The organism is Hoyosella sp. YIM 151337, assembly GCF_026041215.1.
GTDB lineage: Bacteria > Actinomycetota > Actinomycetes > Mycobacteriales > Mycobacteriaceae > Hoyosella.
Genome location: NZ_JAPEIQ010000013.1, coordinates 274,476 through 292,455, shown reverse-complemented (window position 1 = coordinate 292,455; position 17,980 = coordinate 274,476). Strand labels below are relative to the sequence as shown.

The 17,980-nt window shown below is 63.4% G+C and carries 16 protein-coding genes; 8 read left to right on the top strand and 8 right to left on the bottom strand.

Going from position 1 to position 17,980, the window contains the following annotated elements; all coding sequences use genetic code 11:
- Positions 1-9 precede the first annotated feature (9 nt).
- The 3 genes from ONR57_RS07520 (at position 10) to ONR57_RS07510 (ending at position 2,498) form a co-directional block, all read left to right on the top strand.
- Positions 10-834 carry a DUF3097 domain-containing protein gene (locus ONR57_RS07520; protein WP_265122519.1) on the top strand — a complete coding sequence of 275 codons (825 nt, stop codon included), beginning with the start codon at positions 10-12 and terminating at the stop codon, positions 832-834.
- 87 nt (positions 835-921) lie between these two features.
- Entirely contained in the window at positions 922-1,353 is a 432-nt protein-coding gene (locus ONR57_RS07515; protein WP_265122518.1) for an NfeD family protein, read from the top strand.
- Positions 1,353-2,498, top strand: coding sequence for an SPFH domain-containing protein (locus ONR57_RS07510; RefSeq protein ID WP_265122517.1), 1,146 nt, complete (start codon positions 1,353-1,355; stop codon positions 2,496-2,498). The genes ONR57_RS07515 and ONR57_RS07510 overlap by 1 nt, the downstream gene beginning before the upstream one ends.
- A 28-nt stretch (positions 2,499-2,526) precedes the next feature.
- On the opposite strand, the gene ONR57_RS07505 is transcribed toward ONR57_RS07510, so the two are convergent.
- The 4 genes from ONR57_RS07505 to ONR57_RS07490 all read right to left on the bottom strand — a co-directional run bounded on the left by ONR57_RS07505 (position 2,527) and on the right by ONR57_RS07490 (position 6,240).
- Positions 2,527-4,038: an NAD(P)/FAD-dependent oxidoreductase gene (locus ONR57_RS07505; RefSeq protein ID WP_265122516.1), complete on the bottom strand. Its 1,512-nt coding sequence runs from the start codon at positions 4,036-4,038 to the stop codon at positions 2,527-2,529.
- Between the two features lie 234 nt (positions 4,039-4,272).
- The gene (locus ONR57_RS07500) at positions 4,273-4,842 is read right to left on the bottom strand and encodes a hypothetical protein (RefSeq protein WP_265122515.1); all 570 of its coding nucleotides are present in this window, start codon (positions 4,840-4,842) and stop codon (positions 4,273-4,275) included.
- The gene (locus tag ONR57_RS07495) at positions 4,839-5,420 is read right to left on the bottom strand and encodes a SatD family protein (RefSeq protein WP_265122514.1); all 582 of its coding nucleotides are present in this window, start codon (positions 5,418-5,420) and stop codon (positions 4,839-4,841) included. Before ONR57_RS07495 ends, ONR57_RS07500 begins: the two co-directional genes overlap by 4 nt.
- A gap of 58 nt (positions 5,421-5,478) precedes the next feature.
- Positions 5,479-6,240 carry a TVP38/TMEM64 family protein gene (locus tag ONR57_RS07490; protein ID WP_265122513.1) on the bottom strand — a complete coding sequence of 254 codons (762 nt, stop codon included), beginning with the start codon at positions 6,238-6,240 and terminating at the stop codon, positions 5,479-5,481.
- 144 nt (positions 6,241-6,384) lie between these two features.
- Between ONR57_RS07490 and ONR57_RS07485 the strand changes: the two genes are divergently transcribed.
- Genes ONR57_RS07485 through meaB form a run of 3 tightly spaced genes read left to right on the top strand, consistent with a single transcriptional unit; the run spans position 6,385 to position 11,569 of the window.
- Complete coding sequence (locus ONR57_RS07485) at positions 6,385-8,319, top strand: methylmalonyl-CoA mutase family protein (protein ID WP_265122512.1); 1,935 nt, start codon at positions 6,385-6,387, stop codon at positions 8,317-8,319.
- Between the two features lie 26 nt (positions 8,320-8,345).
- Complete coding sequence (gene scpA, locus ONR57_RS07480) at positions 8,346-10,586, top strand: methylmalonyl-CoA mutase (RefSeq protein ID WP_265122511.1); 2,241 nt, start codon at positions 8,346-8,348, stop codon at positions 10,584-10,586.
- Between the two features lie 11 nt (positions 10,587-10,597).
- Positions 10,598-11,569 carry a methylmalonyl Co-A mutase-associated GTPase MeaB gene (gene meaB, locus ONR57_RS07475; RefSeq protein ID WP_265122510.1) on the top strand — a complete coding sequence of 324 codons (972 nt, stop codon included), beginning with the start codon at positions 10,598-10,600 and terminating at the stop codon, positions 11,567-11,569.
- A gap of 3 nt (positions 11,570-11,572) precedes the next feature.
- Here meaB and ONR57_RS07470 read toward each other — a convergent pair whose 3' ends face one another.
- The 4 genes from ONR57_RS07470 to ONR57_RS07455 all read right to left on the bottom strand — a co-directional run bounded on the left by ONR57_RS07470 (position 11,573) and on the right by ONR57_RS07455 (position 16,002).
- Positions 11,573-13,252: an ABC transporter ATP-binding protein gene (locus ONR57_RS07470; protein ID WP_265122509.1), complete on the bottom strand. Its 1,680-nt coding sequence runs from the start codon at positions 13,250-13,252 to the stop codon at positions 11,573-11,575.
- A gap of 2 nt (positions 13,253-13,254) precedes the next feature.
- A complete protein-coding gene (locus ONR57_RS07465; protein WP_265122508.1) occupies positions 13,255-14,019 on the bottom strand; it encodes an energy-coupling factor transporter transmembrane protein EcfT in 765 nt (254 codons plus the stop codon).
- A gap of 15 nt (positions 14,020-14,034) precedes the next feature.
- A complete protein-coding gene (locus ONR57_RS07460) occupies positions 14,035-14,826 on the bottom strand; it encodes a histidine kinase (RefSeq protein WP_265122507.1) in 792 nt (263 codons plus the stop codon).
- A gap of 168 nt (positions 14,827-14,994) precedes the next feature.
- Positions 14,995-16,002 carry a nucleoside hydrolase gene (locus tag ONR57_RS07455; protein WP_265122745.1) on the bottom strand — a complete coding sequence of 336 codons (1,008 nt, stop codon included), beginning with the start codon at positions 16,000-16,002 and terminating at the stop codon, positions 14,995-14,997.
- Positions 16,003-16,237: 235 nt separating this feature from the next.
- Between ONR57_RS07455 and ONR57_RS07450 the strand changes: the two genes are divergently transcribed.
- Together ONR57_RS07450 and ONR57_RS07445 are read left to right on the top strand one after the other, a co-directional pair.
- On the top strand, positions 16,238-16,828 hold the full coding sequence (locus tag ONR57_RS07450) for a TetR/AcrR family transcriptional regulator (RefSeq protein ID WP_265122506.1): 591 nt from the start codon (positions 16,238-16,240) through the stop codon (positions 16,826-16,828).
- Positions 16,829-16,964: 136 nt separating this feature from the next.
- Positions 16,965-17,879, top strand: a complete 915-nt coding sequence (locus tag ONR57_RS07445) for a hypothetical protein (protein WP_265122505.1) — start codon at positions 16,965-16,967, stop codon at positions 17,877-17,879.
- The last annotated feature ends 101 nt before the right edge of the window (positions 17,880-17,980 follow it).

The following is a 17,980-nucleotide window of genomic DNA, read 5'->3' as shown; positions in this document are numbered from 1 at the left end:
AGGGTTTGCGTGGTGGATAACAGGTATTCAGGCGACATACTCTCGGGCCACGCACGGACGCGTCGCCCCTCGTATCCTTCCGTCCCGGCAGAGCCAGGGATGGTGGTTGAAGATGCGGCATCAGGCTACTGCGGAGCCGTAACTGGGTTCGAGCGGACTTATGATGGTGATTTCGTTCGCCTCGAAGACGCTGCGCGCTGTACCCGGTTGTTCCGCTTGCGGGACGGCGGTTTCCTGCTCGAGGGCAAGCGGGTGACGCTGACGAAACCGGTACAGCGCATGCCTTCCGCGCCGCGCCGCTCAGCCTCCGGGTCAGTGCGGGTTGAGGGGATGCGCGCGCGGACCGCTCGCGGTAGCCGGATCTGGGTTGAAGGTCTGCATGACGCGGAACTTGTGGAGCGTGTGTGGGGCCACGACTTGCGTGTCGAAGGAGTTGTCGTCGAGCCGCTGGAGGGTCTCGACAACCTGGCAGACAAGCTTGCCCGATTTGAGCCCGGACCGGGACGCAAGGTCGGGGTGCTGGTGGACCATCTCGTTGAGGGTTCGAAGGAATCGCGGCTCACGCAGAGTCTTGGGCAATATGTGATGGTCACAGGGCATCCGTATGTCGATATCTGGGAGGCAGTGCGGCCGAAAGCAGTCGGGATTGCAAAGTGGCCGAATGTTCCGCGCGGTCAGGATTGGAAGACGGGTATCTGCGATTCTCTGGGATGGGGCACACCACAAGACGGCTGGCGCCGGGTGCGCGATGCCGTATCGACTTTTCGAGACCTCGAAGCCGATTTAATAGGAGCTGTGGAACGTCTCGTCGACTTCGTCACTGAACCCGAATAGCTGTGCGAAGCCTCGTAATTGCTCTGAACCAGCGGCTGCGGGGCAAGCTGGTTGCCGGAATTGATGATCACGTCTTAGATGGAAGATGTGGCAGCAATTTTGTGGTTCGTAGGCGCGGTGCTTCTCGCCGTTGGTGAGCTGCTGGTGGGAGAGTTCTTCCTTTTGATGCTCGCCGCTGCAGCATTGTCAACGGCCGGATTCAGCTGGATTTTCGATTTCCCCATCTGGGTCGATGCGGTGTTCTTCTTTGTGATGTCCATCGCACTGCTAGCTGGCGTCCGGCCACTGTTGCTTAAACGTCTGCATGCGAAACCTGCGATCGAGGGCACGGTCAAAGAGCTTGAGGGCCGCACTGCGGTCGTGACCCAAGAGATCACCTCGGAGCATGGGCAAATCAGACTATTGGGCGAACTTTGGACAGCACGGCCGCTGGACATCACCGAGAAGTATCCGGAAGGCACGTCCGTGACTGTGGCACACATCGATGGATCAACCGCGATCGTCTGGAGGCAACTCTGATGGAAGTACTTATCGTCGCCGTCGTCATCATCCTGCTTGCGGTTGTTGTTCTCGCGAAGTCGGTTGCGCTGATCCCGCAGGCCGAGGCCGCGGTTATCGAGCGGTTCGGCAAATACACCCGCACAATTTCCGGCCTGAATTTCCTTGTGCCCTTTGCGGATCGCATCCGCGCACGGGTCGATACCCGCGAGCAGGTCGTGTCGTTTCCCCCGCAGTCAGCGATCACAAAAGACAATCTGCGGCTGATGATCGACACTGTGGTGTACTTCCGCGTGACTGAGCCGCGCGCGGCCGTGTACGGCATCAACAACTACATCGGAGGCGTTGAGCAACTGACGACCACCACGCTGCGCAACGTTGTCGGCGGAATGACGCTCGAAGAGACGCTGACCTCCCGCGACGTCATCAATCAGCAGCTCAGCGGCGCGCTCGACGAAAAGACGTCTGGTTGGGGACTCAAGATCGGCGGCGTGGAACTGCGGTCGATCGATCCGCCGCCCTCCGTCCAGGAGTCGATGGAGAAGCAGATGAAAGCGGATCGTGAGAAACGAGCCATGATCCTGACTGCGGAAGGCCACCGGGAATCGGCAATCCGCACCGCTGAGGGTGAGAAGCAGCGCCAGATCCTTCAGGCAGAGGGCGCAAAACAGGCCGCGATTCTGGATGCGGAGGGTGAACGCCAGTCCTCGATCTTGCGTGCCCAGGGTGAACGTGCCGCGTCCTACCTGCGGGCGCAAGGTGAGGCAAAGGCTATCGAAAAAACGTTCGCCGCAATAAAGAAGGGCCGGCCCACTCCGGAACTCCTCGCGTACCGCTACTTGCAGACGCTGCCCGAAATGGCAAAAGGCGATGCCAACAAGGTCTGGGTGGTGCCGAGCGACTACAACGCTGCGCTGCAGGGGTTCGCGAAGCACCTGGGCGCCCCCGGCGACGACGGCGTGTTCCGCTTCGAGCCCAGCCCGGTGGAGGACGATCTGCCACGGCCGGAAGACGATCCGGGGGATATCGAAGATTGGTTCGACATCAAGACGGACCCGGCGATAACCGCCGCCGTTCAGGCAGCTGAGGCGGAGGCACAGAAGCCCGTCTCCACGAGCCTCACAGATCTGCCGGGCATCGCACCGCCTTCGCCAGAGAAGGACTGACGCGCTTGCGCATGGGCTGTGGAGGTGGCTATTTCTCGGCGAGAGCTGCCTCCGCATGCTTCTGTGGGTCGGCTTTCGCCGTGAGTTTGCGATAGGTAAAAGTGAAACCGGGCCAGAGGGTCGAATTGCGGCCCTTCTCGTCGATGTACCAGCTGTTGCAGCCACCAGCGAGCCATACCGTGCCCTGTGACTTTTCCTGCACCAGGTCGACCCATTCGCGCTGTGCCTGTTGCGTCGGCTCGATCGTCCCGAGGCGCCTGCCAGAAAGTTGCGTGATCGCGTCGATAATGTAGCGCAGCTGCGCTTCGATGATGAATACGATTGAACTGTGGCCGAGCCCGGTATTTGGCCCGACCATGTGGAAGTAGTTAGGAAAGTCCGCCACGGTAATCCCCAAGTATGCTTCCGGGCTGCCTTTCCATACCTCGTCCAGTGTGCGGCCGGATCGGCCTTTAACGTGTTTCGCGATCGCCGCGTCGGTGACGTGAAAGCCCGTACCGTAAATAATGCAATCCACGGGGTATTGGGTGCCGTCATTTGCGATGACTGAATTGCGGTTGATTTGCGCGATACCGGACGTATTTACCTCCGCGTTGGCCTGGTCAAGCGCGCGGTAGTAGGTGTTGGACATAAGCACTCGCTTGCAGCCGAGCCGAAAGGTGGGCGCCACCTTCTTGCGCAGGTCTTTGTCCTTGATCTGGCGCCGGATGTTGATGCGGCCAGCGACTTCGGCGATGCGCAGCGCGGCGCGCACCTGGGTGAAGCCGATTACGTAGCTCTCCCGGTACCAATAGGTGACGTAACGCGACAGGCGCTGAAACAACGGGACGCGCCGGAACAGTGTTTTTTCGGCGCGGGTGTACGTCCGGTCTCGACGGGGCAAAATCCAGGGCGCGGTGCGCTGAAAGAGCACGTAGTGTTCGACCAGCGGCTGGATTTCGGGCACGAATTGAATCGCGGACGCACCGGTGCCGATCACGGCGACCCGCTTACCGGCCAAGTCGTAGCTGTGGTCCCACCGCGCCGAATGGAACACGTTGCCCTCAAACGATTCCTGCCCGGGGATCTCCGGAATGGCAACGTCCGACAGCGGACCAGTCGCATTGATGAAAATCGTGGCGGTAAGTGATCCACGGGTCGTGGTGATCTGCCACTGCCGGGCGGCCTCGTCCCAGTAGGCGTCGAGCAGTTCTGTCCGCAGATGTACCTTCGGCATGACACCGAATTCGCGAGCGGTGCGCTGGAGGTAGGCGTAGATCTCCGGTTGCGGTGAAAAGGTGCTGCTCCAGTCCGGGTTTTGGGCGAAGGAGTACGAGTACAGCACAGAGGGAACGTCGCAGGCGCACCCGGGATATGAGTTGGCTTCCCAGGTGCCGCCGACATCACGGGCCTTCTCCACGACAACGTAGTCGTCGATGCCGGCCTTGCTGAGACGTATGGCAGCCCCGAGGCCGGAGAACCCGGCGCCAGCGATCAGCACGCGTACGTGGCCGGGCAACGGCGCCTGTGGCTGCGCGTTCGCCACCGTTGGTTCGCTCATGGGCCCTCACTTTCGCTGTAGCGTCACACCGTGCGCGGAATCCGTGCAAGGCGGACAATAACCCCTAACCGTGCCGGTTTGGGTACGACGTTACTCCTCAGTTGATCTCGCTCCAGGGCTTTGTGGTATGCCGGTCCGTTCGAGCGCGCTGCCCTGCATGTGACGTGGATTCCGGTGGCGAAAGCAGGGTGCGGGGTTGCGGCGCCGCCCGCGCCGTGCGGTTCTCCACAGGTATCAGGTGATGATGAGGTACGCGGTTCCGCTGGCGGCCGCCGCCCACAACACACTCGACGCGGTTCCTATGATGAACTGTTCGCTCGCGTCCGGATTTCGCAGTTCCGGGTAACGCGCCAGGCCTTTTACTGCCATCACGATAGCTATGCCTTGAGGCCATGCCGTCAGAATCGACACGGTGACGGCGATTCGTTCGAGGATGCCGATCGTGAATCCGCCGCGCAGCGGACCTTCGTCATCGTCCGGAAGAGCGGCCGATTCGTCCCCGCCGTCGATCCCGGGGCTGCGGCGCCGCGCTGCTTGCCGGTGCGCGATGCTGAACGCGCCGAGAACGATCGGTGACCCGCCTGCCGCAGCGACAGCGACAGCGATGACGAGGACTGTCACTTGCACTGCAGCTGCCGGTGCGTCAGCGATGTAGCCGGCAAGTGCTGCGGCGCCGAGCGCGACAACAGCCGAACCGGCGTGCACCCAGGCGGGCAGCTCAGCGCGCTGAGGCAGTTGTGCGGACCGGGGGATCAGTGCGATAACGAGCGCGAGGACGAGGAATGTGACGGCGAGGACGATCACTGTGCTGCCGCCTGCAACAAGTGAATAGCTAGTTCACGAGCAGGCCGCTCGATATGCCACGAAGCGGCGGCGAGGCGCTGCGAGACCGCCTGTTTGCTTACTCCGAGCTGGGCCGCGGCGTCTGCCTGCGTCATGCCCTGCGCCACGAGCGCGACAGCTTCGTGGCCCTGCTCGGAGCGCCGCGAGATGAGGATTCCGAGAAGGGCGAGCGCGGTCTCCGCGTGGCGCGCGGACTCAGCGTCAGGCCCGGTGATGGCAACACCTGCAAGAGAGTTCTTCGCGCGGGTCACGGCGTCGCGGGCGGCCTCGAAAGCTTGGCCATGCCCGGCTCGTGTGGCTTCCGGCAGTGGTAGCCGGACTGCGCCGATGCCGATCCCGACACTCCAGTGACCTTCCTGGATGAGATTCAGCGCGAGGGTGACGGTCGTCGCGGGGTCATCGAGGACGCCCTGAAGTTCGTCTCCGGCAGTGCGCTCGAACGGCCGCACGAGCTGCGCCTCATTGAGAGATTCGAGTACGCCTTCGACCCGATCGATGTCGCGGCGGCTGCGGCGCTGGTCAACCGTCATCACGAACAATCGTGACCTCCCTGTCGCTGCACCGCGGCCCGGTGCTGTCAACTAATGAGGCTTGATCTTAGTGCGTGGCGGGTGAGCTTTGCGCGATCTCAGGGCCGGCGCTGTCGTCGCGTCCGGGCAGGCTTCCGCGGGCGCCGAGCTTCGTGTCGGCGATCAGGCCGATGACGCCGATTCCGAGGAGCCCCGCCGAAACCAGCGCTAGACGCGGATCGGTCTCACCGGTAACAGCGTCCGCGAGCAGGATGACACCGATGGTGCCGGGCATCATCCCGAAGAAGGTGGCGATTGCGAACGGGAAGACTCGCACGGAGGAGAGCGCACAGCAGTAATTGACCACGGAAAACGGGATGGGTGCAATGAGCCGCAGCGACGCAACGGCTAGCCAGCCGCGTCGCGCTAGTCGCCGATTAACCTCAATGAAGGTCGGTGCGGTGACTTTGGCGTGCACGAAGTCGCGACCCAGCTTGCGGACAAGCAGCAGCGAGATAACCGCGCTCAGTGTCCCGGCGCCGATCGCGATCATGATTCCCGGCACGACCCCAAACAGGATGCCAGCCGTCACTGTGAACATCGTCCGCGGAATAGGGAACAGTGTGATCACAACATTTGCGGCGAAGAACAGCAGCGGGAATGCCGGACCGAGGTCAGCCGCCCACTGCCGCACCTCACTGACGGTCGGAACGGGTGCAAGGATGAGGACGGCAACGCATATGGTGAGTACTGCGCAGGCCGCGAGAATCTTGATGCGCGAGAGGGAACGGGCGGCACGCGACAGTGCTCCACGGAGACGCGGACTGTCGGGGCGCGGCGCTGTGATCACGACTGATTACCTTACGGGCACTCTGCCCCATCTGGAACCAATGCGGTCATAGCTCACAGCGCGGCATGTGACATGTATCTCTTTGGCGGAATCGGTGGGAGCCCGGGCACCGACAAGCTTGGGCGTCCTACTAAACTCTGTCCAATGACGGTCGAGTCAGGAATGACAGCCCCGGCGGGCGCAGTGCCTGATGTTCAGGCATGGCGGCGCGCGGTAGCGGGAGTGCTTGCGAAATCGCGGCGGGTGTCGCCGGACGAGCTAGGCGACCGGCCGGAGGACCTCCTCGCGATCCATACTTATGACGGCGTAACGGTCAATCCGCTGTACACCAGCCTGGACGCGGAACCTGAGCATCCGCTCCCCGGCGTGTACCCGTTTACGCGCGGCGGGGATGCGCTTCGCGACGTCAACCGGGGCTGGGGAGTGGCGGCCCGGTTCGGTGCGGGTACGTCCAGCGCGGCTGACATCAACGAGGAAATTCTCGCCGCCCTCGAACGTGGTGTTTCTGCACTGTGGCTCACCGTTGGGGCAAACGGCGTGCCGGTCGAGTCGATCGATCGCGCGCTCGAAGGCGTGCTGCTGGATCTAGCGCCCCTTACGCTCGACGCCGGGGCGGAGGCCCCGTCCGCAGCAGCGAATCTATTTGCGATGCTCGACGCTCGTGCCCACGCCGGTGACGGCGTCACGAACCGGGCGCAGATCACGATCGGTCTCGGGGCGGCGCCACTGACCGAGGCGTTCACCGGCGATGCCGCGAACGCAAGCGCGGGTTTGCAGGAGGCGGTGTCACTGGCCGGCAGTGCGACCGCGCGGGACGAGACGATCCGCGCGGTGATGATCGACGCGACCGCATTCCATGATGCGGGTTCCAGCGACGTGCAGGAGATAGGCGCGGCGTGCGCTGCGGGTGCTGAGTACGTCAAGGCCATGCTCGCGGCGGGCCTTACGCGAGCGCAGGCGCTCGGGCAGATCGAGTTCCGGTTCGCCGCGACTGACGACCAGTTCCAGACGATCGCCAAGCTGCGCGCGGCCCGGCAAGTTTGGGCACGCGTCGCGGACGTCCTTGGCGAGCCGCAGGCGGGTAACGCACCTCAGCACGCGGTCACGTCTGGGGCGATGATGAGTCAGCGGGACCCGTGGGTGAACATGCTGCGGACGACGGTCGCGGCATTCGGCGCGGGCGTGGGCGGCGCCGACACGGTGACTGTTCTGCCGTTCGACGCCGCGCTCCCTGCAGGCGCCTTGGGTGTGTCGGACTCGTTCGCTGAGCGAATCGCGCGCAACACTCAGCTGCTGCTACTCGAAGAGTCGAACCTTGGCAGGGTAGTCGACCCGGCCGGGGGATCCTGGTATGCGGAGAAGCTCACGAGTGACCTAGCTCTGGCGGCATGGCGGGTGTTGCAGGATATCGACGCGGCGGGCGGCTACCTTTCCACAGTTGAGTCTGGCTGGTTGCGGGCGGAGATCGAGTCGGTGCGGGCGGCGCGCGAGAAAGACATCGCGCGGCGCAAGGTCCAATTGACCGGCGTGAATGAGTTTCCCGACGGAGGCGAGAAACCGCTTCCGGTCGATGACGAGGGGGCTGTGGGGACCCGTTTGCCGCGGCCTGACGCAGCCCGCTACGCCCAGCCATTCGAGAACTTGCGCAACCGGTCTGATCGGCACCTCGCTGCCACTGGTGCCCGGCCTGCTGTGCTGCTTGCGCCGCTTGGGCCGCTCGCCGAGCACAACATCCGGACAACTTTCATCGCGAATCTCGTCGGATCGGGCGGAATCGAGGCGGTCAATCCGGGACCAGTGGGTCTCGACGGACTCGCCGGTGCGGCGCGCAGCACCGCGGCGAAAGTCGCTGTCGTGTGCGGTTCGGACGCGCGGTACTCAGAAGAAGCCGCTGACGCAGTGCGTATCCTGCGAGGAGCGGGCGTGACCCATGTGATGCTTGCTGGTTCGGAATCCGCCTTCCCGGCAGCAACGCAAACCGATACAGCGGCGACCACACAGCCTGACGGGTATTTGCGCGCGGGCATCGACGCGGTGGCCGTTCTGTCGGCACTGCTTGACACTCTGGGGGTCCAGTGACCACTGAATCAGCAGATCGTACACACGTGACGTTCCCGCGTTTCGCGGAGATTCCATTCGGCGCCCCGGGTTCGGCTCCCGCCGCCGCGCCGACGGCGGAAGAAGCACGAGCGCATGAAGCGGCCGCGGCATCGGCCAACAATTACACCGCCGATGACGTCGTCTGGCACACGCCAGAAGGCATTGCCGTTCATCCGCTTTACACCGCGGCAGACCGTCAGCAGGCGGTAGCTGAGGGGTATCCGCTTGAGACGGTTCCCGGTGCGGAGCCCTTTATTCGCGGGCCGTACCCGACCATGTACGTCAATCAGCCATGGACTATCCGGCAATATGCGGGTTTCTCCACTGCCGCCGAATCAAACGCCTTCTACCGCCGGAATCTCGCGGCCGGACAGAAGGGTCTTTCAGTCGCGTTTGACCTTGCGACCCACCGTGGTTACGACTCGGACCACCCGCGCGTCCAGGGCGACGTGGGCATGGCGGGTGTGGCGATCGACTCGATTCTCGATATGCGTCAGTTGTTCGAGGGAATTGACCTTGGCGCTGTGTCGGTTTCGATGACAATGAACGGGGCGGTGCTCCCGATCCTCGCGCTGTACGTGGTGGCGGCTGAGGAGCAGGGCGTTCCGGCAGAAAAACTTTCAGGAACCATTCAGAACGACATCCTGAAAGAATTCATGGTTCGCAACACTTACATCTATCCGCCGAAGCCGTCGATGCGCGTCATTTCGGACATCTTTGCCTTTACCAGCGCCAAAATGCCGAAATTCAACTCGATTTCGATCTCCGGATATCACATCCAGGAGGCGGGCGCGACGGCGGACCTCGAACTTGCGTACACCCTCGCTGACGGTGTCGAGTACATCCAGGCGGGTCTTGACGCGGGCCTTGACATCGATGCGTTCGCCCCGCGCCTGTCCTTCTTCTGGGGGATCGGCATGAACTTCTTCATGGAGGTCGCGAAGCTTCGTGCAGGCCGGCTCCTGTGGAGCGAACTCGTCAATTCTTTCGGACCGAAGAACGCGAAGTCGTGTTCGCTGCGTACCCACTCACAGACGTCAGGCTGGTCGCTGACAGCGCAGGACGTGTTCAACAATGTGGCGCGGACGTGCGTTGAAGCGATGGCTGCCACACAAGGTCACACCCAATCGCTGCACACCAATGCACTCGACGAGGCGCTGGCGCTGCCCACGGATTTCTCCGCGCGAATCGCCCGCAACACTCAGCTGTTGTTGCAGCAAGAATCGGGGACGACCCGGCCGATCGACCCGTGGGGCGGGTCGTACTACGTCGAATGGCTGACGCATGAACTCGTCAAACGGGCGCGCGCCCATATCGACGAGGTGCGTGAGCACGGCGGTATGGCACAAGCAATCAGCGACGGCATCCCGAAACTGCGGATCGAGGAAGCCGCAGCCCGCACACAGGCCCGCATCGATTCCGGCCGGCAGCCTGTCATCGGGGTCAACAAGTACCAAGTGGAGGACGATCATCCGATCGAAGTCCTCAAGGTCGAAAATTCGCGGGTGCGCCGGGAGCAACTCGACAAACTTGAGCGGCTGCGGGCGGAGCGCGACGAGAACGCGGTGCATGCGGCGCTGGAACGCCTCTCCGATGCCGCGGCGAGTCCGAAACCGGGGCTCGAACACAACTTGCTGGCACTCGCGATCGACGCGGCGCGAGTAAGCGCGACGGTGGGTGAGATCTCAGCTGCGCTGGAGAACGTATACGGTCGTCATCAAGCGGAAATTCGGACATTGAGCGGTGTGTACAAAGACGAGGCGGGGACCGTGAGCAATGTCGCAAAGGCCAGCGCGCTGGTGCAGCGCTTCGCCGATGCAGAGGGTCGGCGGCCGCGTGTCCTTGTCGCGAAGATGGGGCAGGACGGTCACGACCGGGGCCAGAAGGTGATTGCGACCGCGTTCGCTGACCTGGGCTTCGACGTTGACGTGGGCCCACTTTTTCAGACGCCGGACGAGGTGGCGCAGCAGGCTGCCGATAACGACGTGCATGTCGTTGGTGTGTCGTCACTCGCGGCAGGACACCTCACCCTGGTTCCGGCGCTTCGGGATGCGCTAGCGGAGGCTGGCCGTCCCGACATCATGATCGTCGTGGGTGGCGTTATTCCACCGGGTGACTTCGATGAGCTGTATCAGGCGGGGGCCTCAGCAATCTTCCCGCCGGGCACGGTGATCGCTGACGCCGCGGCGGGACTGCTGCAGACACTCGCTGAACGGCTCGGTCATGACCTCAGCGAGTCTGCCTGACGGTGAGGCATATGGACGCTGACGCCATTGCGCAGGCAGTGCAGGAGAACCGGCGTGCGGATCTCGCTCGCGCGATCACCCTGGTCGAATCGACCCGGAAAGATCATCGTGAGCTGGCACAGGAGATCTTGCTCAAGCTGATGCCCCACGCGGGCAGCGCCTACCGAGTGGGGATCACGGGCGTGCCCGGTGTCGGGAAATCCACGTTCATCGATGCGCTCGGCATGTATCTCATCGGGAAGGGGCACCGTGTCGCGGTGCTCGCTGTCGACCCGTCCTCCACCCGCACCGGCGGTTCGATTCTGGGCGACAAGACGCGGATGGCGAAACTGTCACTCGAGCGCGATGCGTATATCCGGCCCTCACCGACAGCTGGAACGCTGGGCGGCGTCGCGAAAGCAACCCGGGAAACCATGATCTTGATGGAGTCGGCGGGTTACGACGTGATCCTTGTGGAGACCGTCGGCGTTGGGCAGTCGGAAGTCGCCGTGGCGAACATGGTGGACTGTTTCACCTTCCTCACGCTCGCTCGCACCGGCGACCAGCTGCAGGGCATCAAGAAGGGTGTTCTTGAACTCGCTGACGTTGTCGCGGTAAACAAGGCAGACGGACCGTTCGAGCGGGATGCTAAACGGGCAGCGAGGGAACTTGCTGGCGCGATGCGGCTCATTCATCCCCGTGATTCGCTGTGGATGCCGCCGGTACTGACGATGAGTGCGCTTGAAGGCTCGGGTATCGACCGCTTCTGGGAAACAGTTCTCACGCACCGCGACACGCTGACTGCAGCTGGGGTCTTCGAGGAGAACCGTCGGCAGCAACAAGTCGACTGGACGTGGAGCATGGTGCACGATCAGTTGCTTCAGCGTCTCGCGAACAGCGATGCGGTCAAGGCAATACGTGTCGACGTGGAGAAACAGGTACGAGAGGGCTCGCTCACCGCCGCGCTCGGCGCGCAGCGCATCCTCGACGCGTTCGACAGCTGAACATCACACGCTCCCGAACGCGGTACCGAGCTCAGAGGCCGTGAGGGGGCACCAGTTCCAGTGGAGGGCGCGCGCGAGCCGGGCGAGTTGTGGCAGCTGGCCGTACAGTTCGTGCAGCAGCTCACTGGCACACATGTTCCGGGTCGCCCGGTCCCCGGCGACCCGTCCGCCGCCGAGCAGCACGATGCGATCGCAATTCTCGGCGGCGAAGTCAAGATCATGTGTGAGCGTAATGACCGTCCGGCCGTTGCTGCGAAGCTGTGAAAGTATCTGTGCGACCCGGTTCACGGCGGCGGCGTCAAGACTCACCGTGGGCTCGTCGAGCACGACAACCGGAGTGTCCATTGCGACGATGCTGGCGATGCTGAGCAGTTTGCGTTCCGCGGTGGACAGATCATGCGGGTGCATGTCGCGCTTGCCGTCGAGCCCGGTCGCTTGCAGCGCGTGGCTGACGAGCTGATTGACCGCGGCGCGGCCCAGCTGGCGCGGTCCGAATGCGACTTCTTCCTGTACCGTGCGCGCGAACAGTTGATCATCCGGATTCTGGAAAACAAACCCAATCGACCGTGCCAGCACATGCGGGGGAGTGTCACGAGTGAGACGGCCGCCGATCGACACCGCCCCGATATCCGGTAGGAGCGCGCCACTGAGTACACGGGCGAGCGAGGTTTTCCCTGCGCCGTTACGGCCGACAACCGCGACCTGATTTCCTGGGGGCAGTTCCAGCGTCACACCGCGCAGCGCTTGGATGCTGCCCCGGTAGCTTGCGTGGACATTTCGCAGCTTCACCGCGGGCACGTCTCGGGCGGCTGGGGTGAACTCGGCCCTGTCGCTGTACGGGACAGGCTGAATGGGCGGTTCCTGTACCACCCGTCCTGCAAAAGCAGTGACGGCATCGTCGAGCGACACCGGCGGTGGGGTACTGCTGAGCGCGGCCGCACGGGCGGCGGCTGTGTACCGGGTCGTCCCGGCACCCGTCCGCGCTGCGAGCAGCGAGCCCAGTACGTCACGGGGCGCCCCAGACTGCGCGACAGTGCCCTCTGCGAGAAGGTGTACCGTGTCGGCGTACTCGCGCAGTACCTCGAACCGGTGCTCCACGATAATTACGGCCACGCCGCTGGCAGTGACATCCCGGAGCGTCGCGCAAAACCGCTCTGTGCCATGAGGATCCAGCATCGTAGTGGGTTCGTCGAGCACGAGGACCCGGGGGCGCTGAACGAGCGCCGCAGCGATAGCCACGCACTGCTGTTCGCCGCCCGACAGTGAGTGTGGCGGCCGGTGGAGCAGATCGCGCAGCCCCAGGCGGTCAGAAATGGCGTGGACACGCGGAACCATCCGGTCGCGGGGCACGCCGCGGTTAGCAAGTCCGAAGGCGATCTCCTCAGCCACTGTTTCGCTAAATCCCGTGAGCTGCAGGGCAGGGTTGTCGCCGACGAAGGACACGAGTCGGGTGCGCTGCAATGCACTGGCGGAATGGATGTCGCGCCGCCCGACAAGCACCGATCCTCGCATCTTGCCGGGCCCTTCCCAGCCCGCGACGAGGCGTGCGAGCGTCGACTTCCCGGCCCCGTTGGGTCCGATAATGCCGCACACGGTCCCGCTAGCCACGTCGAGGGTGATGTCGCGGAGCGCAGGCTCGCGGCTCCCGAGGTACGTGTAGCTGACGGTGTTGAGAGAGATCATGGTCAACTCACACTAAGCAAGATGACCACCAGAATCACCGTCGCGATCGGCGCGACGAGGCAGAATACCCGTTCTGCTGTGACGAATGGCACTTCCACGTACGAGGTCGGGCGGATCGGGGACCCAAACCCGCGCTGCTCGAGGATGAAAGCGCGCTGTTCGAGGTCGGCGAGAATGCCGAAAACAACGGGTTTCAGCACCAGCAAGAAGACCTTACCCCGATGCAGAAGGCTGCCTGACGTGGCGAGTCCGCGAGCTCGCTGAGCGGCAAGCACCGACTGTGCGCGTTCGTTGAGCGCGGGAATGAGGGTAATACCTGAGGTGACGATGTAGCTGATCTTGGGATTGACGCCGGCGGCGGTCAACGAGCCCATGAGCTTAGCCGCTGACGTCGTCGCAGCGAACAGCACGAACGCGGCGAGAATCGTCGCGATCCGCATGGTATACAGAGCGGCGAAAGCGAGGCCTTCCGACGTGATCTGAAAGGGCCCGAACCCTGCGATCAGCGTGTCACCTTCAGGGAAAAACAAACCTTGCAGCGCGAACGACAGAAGGGCGAACGGCAGCACCAGACCCGTCCACCAGGCGATGATCTGGCGGGTGTTCCGTACCGTCACTGACAGCGTTAACAAAACGCCAAGCGGGATCACCAGCCATGACCACTCCGGTACGGCGAATACGAGTAGGGCGAGGCACACCACTGAGATGAGCTTTGTCAGCGGATTTCGGCGGTGCAGCCATGATCGGCCAGGTAAATACAGTTGCACTGGATGCCTGGCCGGTCACGTCGCAGGTTTCGAGATGTAGCGGGCCGCGAACGGGAACTGCTGCTTCAGCCGTAAAGGAAGCGCAGTGATGATCAAGGCGACCACGGTGAAACTGATTGCCTTATCGAGGGGGTCGAACAGGAGTCCTTGCAGCGTCGTCGCCTCGAGTAGCGACGTTCCGACCGACCGAAATGCGGCCACGACGGCAGTTGCGCCGCCGCCAGTTACGCCGCCGAACACGAAAGCGGCGATGGGGGCCGCGACGAGTGCGGCACACACGCCCGTCAGCGCGCCGCCAAGTGGTACCAGCAGAATGTGGCGAAACATGCCTGCTCGCGCGAGCAACCCAGCGAGTGCGCCCACAAGTGCTGCAACAATGGCGAAAGCGGCGGCGACTGGCGCGAGCGTGAGTCCCCAGACCACGTTGCTGAGCACTCCCGCCGCGATTCCGGCGGCTGGGCCCGCCAGCGCCGCGACCAGCACTGTTCCGACCGAGTCGAGATACAGCGGTATCCCCGCGAGCGCCGCGATCTGGCCGATCACGATGTTGAGCGCGATCGCGCTGGGAATCAGCACGACAGTCGTCAGTGGCAGGCGGTGTATTACACCAGCGAGAAGCAGTATGGCCCCCACTGTGTTACCGGCCAGGGCGGCGATAGCCGGAGTTCCCGAAGCCTCGTCCAGTCCTTCGGGCCGCCAGTACACCAGGGCCAGGTATGTCGAGACTATGAAAGCCGTACCGAGTACGAGAAAAACACGGTGCCGGGCGAGTGATTTCCCGCCCGCGAGGGTCTCCGGGGCCGCCATTCCACACTCCTGCGATGAATCGAGTCTGACTTCTCGTGGATATGCCAGCCGCCGCTGCCCCGACGGCGGTGTCGAGACTAGCAGGTGCCGCGCTTGTCCGGTGTTGCAGCCACGTTTCATGTGCAATCGGCCCGCGTCATCTCCGCCCCAACCGCAGCCTTCCGGGTCTTAGTTGAATCTTGCCGCGTAGCCGCCGAGCCGGTCGATGAAGTGACTAAGAAACGCGTCCGGATCAGTCGCCACCGCGATGTCCACATTTGGGGGCCTGCCCCACATACCGACCCAATCTGCCACCGTTGCACCACGTGTCAGCGTGCCTGCTAGTTCCACATCAACGGTCGCGGCGCGTGTGCGCACCCATTGCGGATTGATCGCCACAGCCGCAGCAAACGGGTCATGAATATGCGCGATGAAGCCCTGTTCGTAGGCGCGGTGGAACTCCATGTAGAAACGCAGGGCGTCCGAAAGGTGCCGGATGAGCAGGTTCGGCGACTGCGATCGCTCGCCGAGTGGATCCTCGGGTGCCACGCGTTCCACAGGGGCGCCCGCCGCCTTAGCCAACTCGCTGATGTGGTTCGGGCGCATGATGACTCGTTCCGTCAGATCAAGCCCGCAGACGATCGGCAGTTCGTCTGGTGCCTCACTGAAAGCGTCAAAGACGATCTTGGCGGCCTCCGGGTCGACTGACATGTTCCACTCCGCGATTGGGGTGGTGTTCCCGGGGTAGTTAAAAGCGCCGCCCATGATGATCAGTCGCTTCAAGAGCGATGGCAACTCCGGCTCGATCTCCAAAGCGAGGGCGAGATTCGTGAGCGGGCCGGTGACCAATCCGGTCAGTGTGCCCTTGCACTTGCGGGCAGTTTCTACCCAAAGCTCGGCAGCGGAGCGCTCGGAGAGTTCGCGTGTGGGCTCCGGGAGTTCCGCATACCCGACGCCCCGTGGCCCGTGGGTCTCCTCGCTGGTCTGCAGAGGCGCTGAGAGTGGGGCCTCCGCGCCGAGTGCGACCTCGATCGCCGGTGCGTCACACAGTTCGAGCCACGCAAGGTTGTTAGCCGCGACCTGCCGGGCGGGTACATTGCCTCCGGTTGCCGCGATACCCCGGATGTCGGCCTCCGGGCTGGCCAGCAGGTATAGCAGGGCGAGCGAATCATCGATGCCGGTGTCGACGTCAAGCATCAGGCGCTGGCGCAATGATTCCTCCTTTCTGCGTACTGTGACGAACTTATCCGATATGTAAAGCTCAAGCACGACGAGGGTCGATCACCGCGGGCACGCACCAAGATCACCAACGGCAAACCACATCACCATGCCAGATGTCATAGACTTGATTGCCAACTGGTGTTATCGCTTCAGATAGCGCCAGCCGTTACGCGTGTGATTGGCGTACTCGTGTTATGTCGGAAGGTGAGAGGTGGCTACACGGCAGCGAACTCGCGTCAAGACCCGGGACCGCATGGTGCTCGCGGCGATTGAACTCATGCGTGAGCGCGGCTCCGCTGGAGTGACGATCGATGCGATCCTGAGCCGGAGCGAGGCCCCGCGAGGTTCCGTCTACTACCACTTTCCTGGTGGGCGCAACCAGATCATTGCGGAAGCGCTTGAAGTAGCGAGCGACGCGATCAGTTCGCTGATCGACTCGGCCGTCACTGACGGTCCGTTGACTGGCCTGGGAAAAATGCGAGACTTCTGGAGCAGTGTCCTCATATCGAGCGACTTCCAGGCCGGCTGCCCAGTGGTCTCAGTCGTCGCGGGCGGCGGGGAAGACAGCGAGCAGCATGCAGACGCCGTCACCGACACCTTCCGGCGCTGGAAAGCGGCGCTCGCGGCGGGGCTGACGGCGGAAGGCATCGCGATTAGCCGGGCTGAAAGCCTCGCGGTGCTTACCATTGCGGCGTTTGAAGGTGCCATCATCATGTGCCGGGCTGAACGCTCACTCCGGCCGCTCGAGGAGACAATCAGCGAACTCGAACAAGTACTCGCTGCGGCGCTGCCAGCGGCGTAGCCCTGGTGACTTTGGTCCTCGGAAATCGGGGACCAAATCCTCCCGCGCCATGTCTTGTGGCCGTGACGAAGTGGCGCCGTGCCGGGTGATTCTTGGAATGCGGAGAAAACCGCACCGCGTTCCGAATGGAGTAGTCATGAGCACCCGACGCATCGCCCCTCCCGTTCTGGGCGTACAGCCGATCAAGGCTGACGCGCAGGTGCCGAGTTTCGACCTCGTGCGTGAGGCCCTGAGCCGCGCACGGCGTGCGCCGTCAGTATGGAATCGGCAACCCTGGCAATGGCGTTTTGACGGCGCCGAGCTGCACCTGTTCGCTGATCCCGAACGGCTGGCCGGGGTATCTGATCCGGACGGCAGGCTCATGCTGCTGAGCTGCGGAATGGCCCTGCATCACGGGATTGTGGCGCTCGCCGGGCTGGGCTGGACGGCGCACGTCACCGAATTCCCCACCGACGAGAACGCCCTGCACATCGCGTCGCTGCGGTTTACTCGGACTGGCGCTGACGGTGGTGCGATCCTCGCAATGTTCCTCGCCATGGATTCCCGCCGAACCGAGACGCGTCCGCTCGCGTCACTTGGCCCGCTCTCGCCGGTTCCGCACCAGCTGGCGCAGTGCGCGCGTGCGCACGGTGCAAGTTTGGCATTGCTCGACGATGACGGTATCGACGCAATCACCGGTGCAGCACGGCTGCCGCTCCGCTCGGAGCGCATGTCGGCGTGGCGGGTAGAACGCGACCGGGCAGATGTGGGCGTGCTGCTCACGGAAAGCGACGATCCCCAGGCCTGGCTGCACGCGGGTATCGCCCTCTCGGCAATTATTCTGCTGGCCACATCCCTCAATGTCGCGACCTGTCCGATCATCGACATTGACGACCGTCCCGGTGTGCGAGACGCGGCGCGGCGCAGCAGGAATGGTCATAACGGATCAGTTGGCAACGGGACCGAGTCGGGTGGGTACGCGCAGGCGGTGCTGCGCCTCGGGCACCAGCGGTACCCCGTACTCCCGCGCTCACACCGGCGCGACGTTCGTGAGGTTCTGCGAAACCGATGACCGCCCAGCGCTCCCGGCCGGCTCCGGCCGTTTTGCTCGGACAGCGCATCGGCACGGGCGTATCCTGAGCGAATAGTCAGACCAGAACGACGCAAACGGTC